Origin of the sequence: Fischerella sp. JS2 (assembly GCF_032393985.1) — a bacterium.
Lineage (GTDB): Bacteria > Cyanobacteriota > Cyanobacteriia > Cyanobacteriales > Nostocaceae > Fischerella.
In genome coordinates this window covers 6,403,131-6,414,492 of record NZ_CP135918.1, presented here as the reverse complement: position 1 = coordinate 6,414,492, position 11,362 = coordinate 6,403,131, and the positions used below count along the sequence as shown (strand labels likewise).

The following is an 11,362-nucleotide window of genomic DNA, read 5'->3' as shown; positions in this document are numbered from 1 at the left end:
AGGTTGATACTTGATAGTTGATTCTCCAAATAACGAGCAAATAACAACTAACAACATATACATTAGTAAAGAATGATTTCCACAGAATCAATGCAGTTTCTAAGTGCAATCAACTCATCGTTACCCTTACTCGCAACTACAGGTGAAACAGCTGATAGTTCCCTAGTAGTGGCAGCAGTGCTGCTGAGTTTGGTAGTAGTCTACTTTGCTAGTAAACTTGGTGGAGAATTATCCAATCGCTTCGGTTTACCACCGGTATTAGGCGAACTTGTAGGTGGTGTAGTAGTAGGTATATCTGTTCTGCATTTGTTGGTATTTCCAGAAACAGGGGCAGATAGTTCTAGTTCTTTAATTATCTCCTTTCTAAAAACCACTGCTGGCTTGAATCCTGATGCCGCAGAGAGTGTGTTTGTTACTCAATCAGAGGTAATTTCTGTTTTAGCAGAACTGGGTGTAATTATCCTACTGTTTGAAATTGGTCTGGAGTCAAACCTCAAAGAGTTAATGGCAGTGGGTATTCAAGCTACTATTGTGGCAATAGTAGGGGTGGCTGTACCCTTTTCTGCTGGGACGGCGGGTTTGATGATTTTGTTTGGTATCCCCGCAGTTCCGGCAATTTTTGCTGGGGCAGCACTAACTGCCACTAGTATTGGTATTACTTCCAAAGTTTTGTCAGAGTTAGGGCGTCTCAATTCTAAAGAGGGGCAGATTATTCTGGGTGCGGCTGTCATAGATGACGTACTGGGGATTATTGTTCTGGCTGTGGTGGCCAGTCTCGCCAAAGACGGTGCTGTTGATGTCGGCAAAGTCGTTTATTTAATTATCAGTGCTAGTGGTTTTCTTTTGGGTGCGATCGCTCTTGGTAACATTTTCAACAAAACTTTTGTAGCGATCGTTGATAAGCTCAAAACACGCGGCGAACTGGTCATACCAGCATTTATTTTTGCTTTTGTGATGGCGTATATTGCCGCCGTCATCCAGCTAGAAGCAATTTTGGGGGCTTTTGCAGCCGGTTTGGTTTTGGAAGAGACAGATAAACGTAAAGAACTCCAAAAGCAAATCGTTCCTATTGCTGACATGCTAGTGCCGATTTTCTTTGTTACTGTAGGGGCAAAAACTGACTTGAGTGTGTTAAACCCAGCAGTTCCTACCAACCGAGAAGGTTTAATTATGGCTACTTTCCTGATCTTAGTTGCCATTCTTGGTAAAGTTGTCACAGGTTTTAGTGTGTTTGGTCAATCTCAAATCAACCGCTTGGCAATTGGTGTGGGAATGATTCCTCGGGGCGAAGTCGGTTTGGTGTTTCTTGGTATTGGTTCGAGTATTAATATTCTCTCGAAACCACTGGAGGCAGCAATTATCATGATGGTGATTATCACAACCTTTTTAGCCCCTCCTTTGTTGCGGTTCGTTTTTCCCGAACCAACCTTGGTTTCACCAAACTCCAATGAACTACTTCTAGATGGTGCTTCAGGAACTTCGTTAGCAATAAATTCCTCTAATAGTGAAAGTCTAGAAGCTAATCCAAATTCTCAAGAAGCTAAGTAAATGCTCAATTCCCTTTTTCCTGCACTAGACTTATTGCAGAAGTTGGGGAACTCAGACTCCTCTATAAAATTAGGGAGAAAGGAGAAAGGATAAAGGTGAAAGGTTAAAGGAATTGTGTTTTCTTTACCCTTTAGCCTTTACCTACGAGGTAAGTATCTACGCAGAATTAATTACGCATATTGTTTCTTTCTCTATTGCCTATTGCCTTTCTCCACCGAGGAATTTTATTTTGTCCAACTGAGTGGAAAATGGGTATGGGGGTGTACGCAGTTCATGATGGCGACTTAGAAAAGTTACCTTTGCAAGTTGCTTTATGAACTTTTACTCATCAACAAACATTGTAAATTCGTCTTTTCCTTCCCCTTAACTCCAGATAGGTCTATTTTGGTATACGTAGTTCATGACGATTACTGAGGTCATTATTTAGAAGATTTCATGAAGATAGGAAACTTCTATGCTGCACTACCCGTCACTTCTAGTTATGCTTTTGAGGAGCTTTTCTTAATTACTAAATAGCCATGCATTTAAATTGCATCTTAAATTGTGAGATTATCATTTATCATTAAGTCATTTGAGGTATTTAGTGTTGTATAAAAGACAAAAGCATCACCTACTAGTCTTGAATCATCCATTAAGAAAGGCTGATTTTTTGTAGCCAGTACTGATAGGAAAAATCAACCTACCAAATGACAAGAGAAGGAATGCTCACAAAAGAAGACTTTTGACTTTTATACAGTCCTTATCAATTACCTCTGTTAGGTCGGCTTCCTTATAGGGAAGGTGCATCAGTTACAAACAACCAAAAATTCAAAAAATCTTTGTGCAACGCAAGTGTATATCGTTGTGATTGACTGCTATTGTTAATTTTATCCATTTATTTTGTTGATTTAATCTGATGCTTTGCAGATGAAATATTCCTATCATAAAGGCACAGTAAGAGTAAATAACATGCTAAAATTTTACGCCATTATTTGCCAGTTTATCTAAGTTCAAAATCACCTTATGCAGCTATATATGTTAGTAGTGACAACAACTATACAAATGAAATAAGGAAGTGAACAAAATTATACATAAAACCCCAATGATTGAAACCGTATACAAAAAGGAATTTCCCTTTTCTACTAACTTATTTAATCGTATAGCTAGTAGCTGCTCGCTATTTAGATTACTCACCCAAGCCAAAAATTGGCAGTAACCATCTGTTGGATTGACTAACACTTCTACAGATTAACCGCTCTCATAAAATGCGACTCAGGAGAAAGCACTGTGAAACTACACTGGTTGATACCTAGTACTGTATTAAGTATCTCCTCTCTTTTATCGTCGCCTGCTGATGCAGCGAATCTAGAATCCTGGCGTTTTGATAGCAATCAAAATCGATTAGAACTTAATACTGATGGTGCTGTCCAACCCACAGCCCAACTTGTTTTTAATCCCACACGCTTAGTAATTGATTTACCTGGGATTAAATTTGGGCGTCCACAGCTTGTCCAGTCGGTTGGTGGTGCGATTCGTGCTATCCGTATCGGTCAGTTTGACCCCCAAACCACCAGGGTAGTAGTGGAAATGACTCCTGGTTATACCCTTGACCCCCAAAAGGTAAAATTTGAGGGAATAAGTGCCAATCGGTGGCGGGTGCAATTACCCAAACCAAAACGTGAGGAAACTAACTCACTCAACAGAAATCTTTACAGTGTGGTCAAAACAGAATCTCGTACCTCATCCAATAATAGAGAGACGATAGTTCAAACTGCAGTTGGTGCAACTCAAATTGAAAGTTTACGCGTCACAGGAGATGGCTTTTTTGTGCGCACCAGTGGCGGGAAACCACAGGTGAAGGTAAGACGCAGTAGCGATCGCAAAAACATTTACATGGATATCTCTAACGCTACTGTTTCACCAAATCTGGAACAACGGAACCTACCAATTAATCGCTATGGTGTTAACAATATCCAACTCTCTCAACTCGAAACCACACCACCCACAGTCCGGTTGACAATGCGGGTGAACAAAAATAGTCCCGATTGGCGAGCAACAGTTAGTGGTGGGGATGGTTTGGTAATTTTACCCAATGCCGTACTTAGTAAGTTGCCCAGGGGCAGTAGTTCTAGTATTTCTTTTGGCGAGAACCAACAATCATCGCTATCTCGTAACTCTGATTCCCGTAACTCTGACAATAATAATGATTCACTAGCCACAATTGAATCTATAGAATTGGCTGATAATGGCACTCAATTACTCATTAAAAGTGATCAATCTTTATCTGGTGATGCTGGTTGGGATAGATCCTCTACATTGTTCCGCATCACTATTCCCAATGCACGCCTAGCTTCTGATGTTAAAGGGCCAGAATTAAATGCTACTAGCCCAATTTTACGGGTACGCCTACAACAGCAAGACCCTCGTACTGTCGTTGTTTTTGTCCAACCCGCAGCAGGGTTACAAATTGGCGAACTTAACAAACCAGGCGGTCGGCTTTTAGCCCTAGAGTTACGACGCTCATCAAATCGATTATCAAATCGAGTGACACCGCCCGTTGTTTTACCTCCTTTACCAAGACCGAACCCGCAACCTTTGTCAGAAATTCCCAATCCAAATCAACCCCCACCGTTACGTCCCGTCAAGGGAAAAGTGGTAGTTCTTATAGATCCAGGACATGGTGGTAAAGACTCAGGGGCTCTTGGTATTGGTGGAGCTAGAGAAAAGGATATTATTCTACCTATCAGCAAAAAAATAGCAGAGGTTTTGCAAAAAAATGGCGTACAAGTTGTATTAACGCGGACTTCTGATTACTTTGTAACTCTTCCAGGTAGAGTACAAATGGCTGAACGTGTGAATGCGGATGTATTTGTCAGCATTCATGCTAATTCAGCAGGTGCAGGTCGTCCGGATGTCAGTGGTTTGGAGACGTATTATTACGATACTGGTTTAAGTCTGGCACGTATTGTACATAGGAGCATTTTGCAAAGTGTGAACGTCAGAGACAGAGGAGTGCGAAAGGCTAGATTTTATGTTCTTCGGAAAAGTTCTATGCCCTCAATTTTAGTAGAAACAGGTTATATGACTGGTCGGCAGGATATGGCTAAGTTAAGAAGTGCATCTTACCGTAATCAAATGGCAGAAGCGATCGCGCGTGGTATTCTCCAGTATCTTCAGCGCAGATAATTAGCTCAGAATATACTTTAAATGATTACCGTATTTATGCTGAAGCGGCAAGATTTTTTCAGCAATTAAACTATGGTATTTTCCAGTTTTACTCTCAGGCTGAATGTATAAACTACCAGAAAATATACAATACAAACTTTTTTTGCTGTCAATCACATTGTTGACCAAAATTAACAACAGTAGTTAATTTGGATTATCTGTATATTGGTTTCATGAAGGCAGAAGTAAAGAAGACAGACGTGATTAGGTAACCCATGCTTAAAAGCATGGGATTGAACTAAGGAAATTTTATACCTAGCGCTTGGCGTCATGTTTGTTCTCCATACAAGTGAGCTTTAAACGCAAAACATAAGTTCTCCTTTATACCTTTGAATTCCTTCTGCCTTCTGTCACGGCGCTCCTTGAACGCGAACCGCAGCTTTGCAAGCCGCGCCTCCTCTGCCCTCTGTCTTTTTTTGTAATTTGCTGCTATTAATAAACAGTTTTTACTGTGTTGCCAGCAGCGAAAACTTAAAGGATTTTACTAGATTATGACGCCATTAGCTGTAACTTTATAAAGTATCTTTGTCTATCAAGTACAAACCGATAGATCAAATGTATAAGCTAAGACTTGGGCGATAACGGTGTGAGGATTTGAGGCTTAGCCAAAACTTACTTGATAAATTACATCTCCCCTAAAAAGCCAATCAGGAGAAAGCACTGTGAAACTACACCACTGGTTGATACCTACTACTTTTTTAAGTATCTGCCTGTTATCGTCGCCTGCTAACGCAGCGAATTTACAATCTTGGCGTTTTGATGCCAATCAAAATCGATTAGAACTTAATACTGATGGTGCTGTCCAACCCACAGCCCAACTTGTTTTTAATCCCACACGCTTAGTAATTGATTTACCTGGGATTAAATTTGGGCGTCCACAGCTTGTCCAGTCGGTTGGTGGTGCGATTCGTGCTATCCGTATCGGTCAGTTTGACCCCCAAACCACCAGGGTAGTAGTGGAACTGAATCCTGGTTATACCCTTGACCCCCAACAAGTAAAATTTGAAGGAGTGACAGCTAATCGCTGGCAAGTGCAATTACCACAGCCCAAACGACAGGAAGTTGCTACTACTCCTAGAAATATTTATAGTGTGGTGACTCCAGACAACCCTAGCACTCCTCCTGCAAATAAAGGAACATTGGTTAGTGCCAATACTGGTACAACACAAATAGAAAGTTTGAGAGTCACTGGAGATGGATTTTTTGTTCGCACTAGTGGTAGCCGTCCCCAAGTACAGGTAAATCGTAGTCAAGATAAAAGTACTGTTGATATAGATATTGCTGGCGCCACTTTATCACCTAATTTAGTACAGCAGAATGTAAATGTGAATCGCTACGGTGTTGGCAGTATCCAATTTACTCAACTAGCAACTACACCACCCACAGTCCGGATGACAATGCGAGTAAATAAGAACAGTCCTGATTGGCGGGCAAGTACCAGTGCGATTGGTGGTTTAGTGGTTTTACCTAATAGTGGTGTAACTAGATTACCAGGAGATAGTTTAGCTAATAATCCCAGCTCTTCGCCCATTGTTACCAATGATGTAGCCACAATTCAAGCTGTGGAACTGAGTGCTACTGGCAAACAATTAATCATCAAAGGCGATCGCAATTTAACCGCAAATGGTGGTTGGGATAGATCCTCTGGTTTGTTCCGCATCACTATTCCCAATGCTAAGTTGTCTACACCTGTCAAGGGTCCGGTTATGGATGCAAACAGCCCCATCCTCCGGGTACGCTTGCAACAACAAGACTCTAATACTGTTGTTGTTTACGTCCAACCCGCTTCTGGAGTGCAAATTGGGCCTGTTAACCAAATTGGTGATCAATTTGTCTCTGTAGACCTACAACGTAATCGTGCTTCTGTTGTGTTACCTCCTCTACCACAAGCAGACCCACAACCATTACCAGTACCAAATGCCAATAATCCCGATGGTCTACCAAAGACACAACCACCACGTCCAGCGCCAAGGGGAAGAGTAGTAGTAGTTATTGATCCTGGACATGGTGGAAAAGACTCAGGTGCGCCAGGTATAGGCGGGTTGTTAGAAAAAGATGTTGTTCTGCCTATTGGTAAAAGAATCGCAGCGATCTTGGAGCAAAATGGCATTCAAGCAGTACTAACACGGGATGCTGACTTTTTCGTAGAGTTACAGGGAAGAGTAGACATTGCAGAGCGTGCTAATGCTACTCTGTTTGTCAGCGTTCATGCTAATTCCGTTGATAAGCGTCCTGATGTCAATGGGCTGGAAGTTTACTATTACGATAGTGGCTACAATCTCGCTGAAGTCGTCCGCAAAACCATTCTGCAAAATATCTCTACCCTCAATGACCGAGGAACACGTAAAGCCAGATTTTATGTCCTCAGAAAAAGCTCCATGCCCTCTATTCTAGTGGAAACAGGTTATATGACTGGTCGGGAGGACAACCCTAGACTAGGAAACCCCGAATATCAAAAGCGTATGGCAGAAGCAATAGCTGATGGTATACTTAGATACTTAAAATCAAGATAGAAGTATAGTTATTTGTTGTTTGTTGTTTGGTGTTTCTTGTTTGGGTATCGTAACATCGTTTCACTATAAATCTGATACATTTGGCGAGCAGGAAGACAAGGAGGACAAGGGAGAGTGTGGGGAGTGTGGGAAGACAAACCAGACAAGGGAGAAATTGCCTATTCCCTATTCCTGTCAAGAGTTCCCTCTTACCTATGACTAATGACTAATGACCAATGACAATTGACCACCAACTACCAACAATCAACTATCAACAAATCATTACTAAATCCTGTATCTTAAATATCGCAATACTGACATTAAATTCTGCCTGTGATTTCATCTTCTCAATTTGAAGGCAACCTATACGATTTCTCCCAAGAACCCCAACGGGCGCCAATTGGTATTTTTGATAGTGGTGTGGGTGGACTGACGGTACTGCGACAACTCTATCGCCAACTCCCAAATGAATCAATTATTTATTTTGGCGATACAGCTAGACTTCCCTATGGCATTCGTTCCCAAGCAGAAATTCTCCAGTTTGTCCGAGAAATACTCACCTGGATGCAACAGCAACAGGTGAAAATGGTGATTATGGCTTGCAACACCAGTTCTGCCCTAGCGCTAGAGATAGTACGGGAAGAATTTTCCATGCCAATTCTGGGGCTGATTCTACCAGGGGCAAGGGCAGCAGTGCAGCAGGGAAAGCGCATAGGTGTAATTGCTACTCCCGCAACCGCTAAGAGCAATGCTTACAAGCGTGCTATTATCGAAATAAATCCCGATGTCCAGGTTTGGCAGGTTAGCTGCCCGGAATTTGTGCCACTGATTGAGCAAAATCGCATTCATGACCCCTACACAGTTGAAGTGGCACGTTCCTATTTGGAGCCTTTAGTACAACAGCAAATAGATACTCTCGTTTATGGCTGTACTCATTATCCCCACCTAGCGCCAGTATTGCGATCGCTTCTTTCAACTTCTGTGAAATTGATTGATCCGGCTGTGCATGTAGTAGCTGCTTGTGCGAAAGAGTTAGACCTAATAGGTCTTAAAAATACCCATCCAGCTTTGCCAACCCGCTTTGTTGTTAGTGGTTGTCCACAACAATTTGCTGAGTCATCCGCGCAATGGTTAGGTTTTACTCCTATGGTTGAGGTCGTATGCTTATCTAATACAGCAGTTTCTAGTAATTAGTCATTGGTCATTTGTCATTGGGCATTGCTTAATAATTAGTACTCATTACAAAGACCAAAGACCAATGACAATTGACAATTGACCATTGACTAACGTACACTACTGGCTTCGGTGACATTTGGTGTTACCGATACCTCCTGTGTATAATTTCCTTTCTGAGTTAAAGCAACATTGTTAGATGTTGTTTTATTTCCTGCTCGCTTTGCTAGTGCCAATAGCAAGTAGATGGTGAGCAAATATCCAGAAGCTAATATAAAGATCATCATAGGCATCTTCCCATAAATCATTTTTCCTACCAGTGCCTTTGCCAAAGAAATATAAATTGAGTAAAATTAACAGAATTCAGCCACACAAATTATTGGCGGCTTTGATATTACATACGAAACTCGTGGGAGAACTTTTGTCCTTCCGAATTAACAGATTGTGTTTTATACGATTTTTTTGCAGACCATACTTCTCACAGCAGTTGAATAATCTAAGAGAAATTCAACTACTGCTTCAGCAGTCTACCTAGTCTGCTATATTCAAAGCGTACCCTTAATTGGTAGGAGCGACGCCGACACACAAACAGCGTCGAAGATGTGTAAACCACTCTGCTTCCTCTAAAGGAAATCCACAGCTCCTTACCTATAGGTTCGCACATCACAGGAGTAAGCACAAAAATTAAATTTTTGGCTTGACCTGCGATTATTCGTGTTCATTCACAGCGTATAAGCAAATTTACCTAAAGGGTATTTACCTTGCTGTGGTGAACATCTGAAAAATTTAAAATCCCTAGATTTTAGCGTAACACAATAGCCCTGACTTTTTCAGGTAAGTTTTGTGCTAATTCAAAAATTTTCTAAACTATTGCACAATGAGATTTCAGAAATTTTTCTTTATATTAGAAAGATTTATGTGTAATATTTTACAAGCAACTAAGCAGTAGTATTTTGTAGTTTTTTTCGCCTTTACTTAAAGATTTAGTAGAGTAGAGATAAATTTTTTGTAAAGAAATCACGTATTTACCATATTTAATCAATATGTACGCAAGTACGAACGTATTAAATATATCAATTAAATGTTGAGTTTCTTGAAACTAGTACAAGTATATTTTATTTAACTGTCCGAAAAATCGGGAACTTCATAAGAAAAACTTTGCGCTAATTCTGGGTTATCTTAAAATGAGTATAGGATATGTAAACTTTCGTAACCTAAGCCAAAGTCCGCCAATCCATGACCCCAGCTACCTCCCTATTTTCCCCTGTGGAAGCAGACCTGCAAATACTAGCAGATAACCTCAAACAGCTAGTTGGGAATCGTCATCCCATCCTTTATGCAGCAGCCGAACATCTATTCGGAGCTGGGGGAAAACGCATCAGACCAGCCATTGTTCTACTGATATCGCGAGCGGTCATGCTCGATATAGACATTACACAACGTCATCGCCGCTTAGCTGAAATTACGGAAATGATTCACACAGCGAGCTTGGTACATGACGATGTTGTTGACGAATCAGAAATGCGGCGTGGTGTACCCACAGTTCATAGTTTGTTTGGCAATCGTATAGCCGTCCTAGCAGGGGATTTTCTCTTTGCTCAGTCTTCGTGGTATTTAGCAAATTTAGATAATTTAGAAGTGGTAAAGCTGCTATCAGAGGTGATCATGGATTTGGCCGCTGGAGAGATTCAGCAAGGGTTGAATCGTTTTGATACCAATATTTCTCTAGAAACCTATCTAAAAAAAAGCTATTACAAAACAGCATCTCTGATTGCTAACAGTTCCAAAGCTGCTGGCGTCATCAGTGAAGTATCAAAAGAAACTGCCGAACATTTTTATCACTATGGTCGAAATCTGGGTTTGGCATTTCAGATTGTCGATGACATTTTAGATTTCACCAGTTCGACAGATACCCTTGGTAAACCCGCTGGTTCGGATCTCAAAAGTGGTAATTTGACAGCACCAGTGTTATTTGCCTTAGAAGAAAAGCCTTACTTAGAAGTACTGATTGAAAGAGAGTTTGCTCAACAAGGCGATTTAGAGCAAGCATTAGCACTAATTCATGATAGTCAAGGTATCCAACGAGCAAGGGATTTAGCTGCTCACCATGCTAAGTTGGCAGTTGAACAACTTGGGGTGCTTATGCCTTCAGAATCACGTCAGGCATTAATTCAATTGGCTGATTATGTGTTAAGTCGGCTTTATTAGGGATTGGAAATAATTTTGGATTTTGGATTTCAATCTAAAATCCAAAATCTAAAACCTAAAATTTTTAGTCCCCTCAAGCAATATCAGGCGGAACTTGTTTTTTTTGCAGATGCTGTTGGACTAAATGCTGCAAATCGCTTCGCCTGACTTCAATTCCATTTGTGTTGGTGCTAGCCGTGTCAAAAAATACTATACTATCTACGGGTTCTAGTGCCAGTAGCTGAAACAATATATGGGTAACAGGTATGGGGGCAGCTATTACTTGAGGGTCAAGCCCAGCACTATAAGATGTAGGAATATCCTGTAAGGTAGGAAAAGCATAAATTACCTGCTTTTCTTCTTGTGGATTTCCACGGTTGCTTAATGTAGTTAAGACCCATTCCTCATCCAAGTTTTGGAGAATATAGTATTGGGGATGGCGTAACTTCTGAGCGATCGCACTCAAGGCGGGGGCAATTGCTGTAACCAGTGTTGGTGTTATACCATCTTGGGGTGCATTATCAATCAGTGATTGGATTTGTGCTTTTAAGTCCATAATTACCTGTAAATGGCTTATCGGTATTGGCTATAACTTCAAGGGCTGTGCGAACAATCAAACAAAAATCGGGAATCATAAAATCAGCCGTCTTCTCAAGGCAAAACTGCCTTGGGTTTAGCTTATATGTAAAACCCCTCCCAATACCCACAGTCATACAGGTTGTCAACAAGTATGTTAGGGTCAGTTTAGACACGAAACT

The 11,362-nt window shown here is 41.0% G+C and carries 7 protein-coding genes; 5 read left to right on the top strand and 2 right to left on the bottom strand.

Translation table 11 applies throughout. The annotated features are described in order from the left end of the window. Window positions 1-72: 72 nt before the first annotated feature. The 4 genes from RS893_RS27470 to murI all read left to right on the top strand — a co-directional run bounded on the left by RS893_RS27470 (window position 73) and on the right by murI (window position 8,438). Window positions 73-1,548 carry a cation:proton antiporter gene (locus RS893_RS27470; protein ID WP_315788750.1) on the top strand — a complete coding sequence of 492 codons (1,476 nt, stop codon included), beginning with the start codon at window positions 73-75 and terminating at the stop codon, window positions 1,546-1,548. Between the two features lie 1,266 nt (window positions 1,549-2,814). Continuing rightward, window positions 2,815-4,713, top strand: coding sequence for an N-acetylmuramoyl-L-alanine amidase (locus tag RS893_RS27465; RefSeq protein ID WP_315788749.1), 1,899 nt, complete (start codon window positions 2,815-2,817; stop codon window positions 4,711-4,713). 701 nt (window positions 4,714-5,414) lie between these two features. Beyond that, window positions 5,415-7,265 (top strand): N-acetylmuramoyl-L-alanine amidase, encoded by a 1,851-nt coding sequence (locus RS893_RS27460; RefSeq protein WP_315788748.1) that lies wholly within the window; start codon window positions 5,415-5,417, stop codon window positions 7,263-7,265. Window positions 7,266-7,577: 312 nt separating this feature from the next. Then, the gene (gene murI, locus RS893_RS27455; RefSeq protein ID WP_315788747.1) at window positions 7,578-8,438 is read left to right on the top strand and encodes a glutamate racemase; all 861 of its coding nucleotides are present in this window, start codon (window positions 7,578-7,580) and stop codon (window positions 8,436-8,438) included. A gap of 89 nt (window positions 8,439-8,527) precedes the next feature. Here murI and RS893_RS27450 read toward each other — a convergent pair whose 3' ends face one another. Further along, entirely contained in the window at window positions 8,528-8,704 is a 177-nt protein-coding gene (locus RS893_RS27450; protein WP_315788746.1) for a hypothetical protein, read from the bottom strand. Window positions 8,705-9,653: 949 nt separating this feature from the next. On the opposite strand from RS893_RS27450, the gene sds reads away from it, so the two are divergent. After that, the gene (gene sds, locus RS893_RS27445) at window positions 9,654-10,625 is read left to right on the top strand and encodes a solanesyl diphosphate synthase (protein ID WP_315788745.1); all 972 of its coding nucleotides are present in this window, start codon (window positions 9,654-9,656) and stop codon (window positions 10,623-10,625) included. 73 nt (window positions 10,626-10,698) lie between these two features. Here the strand turns inward: sds and RS893_RS27440 are convergent, their stop codons facing one another. Continuing rightward, the gene (locus tag RS893_RS27440; RefSeq protein ID WP_315788744.1) at window positions 10,699-11,160 is read right to left on the bottom strand and encodes a hypothetical protein; all 462 of its coding nucleotides are present in this window, start codon (window positions 11,158-11,160) and stop codon (window positions 10,699-10,701) included. Window positions 11,161-11,362: the final 202 nt, after the last annotated feature.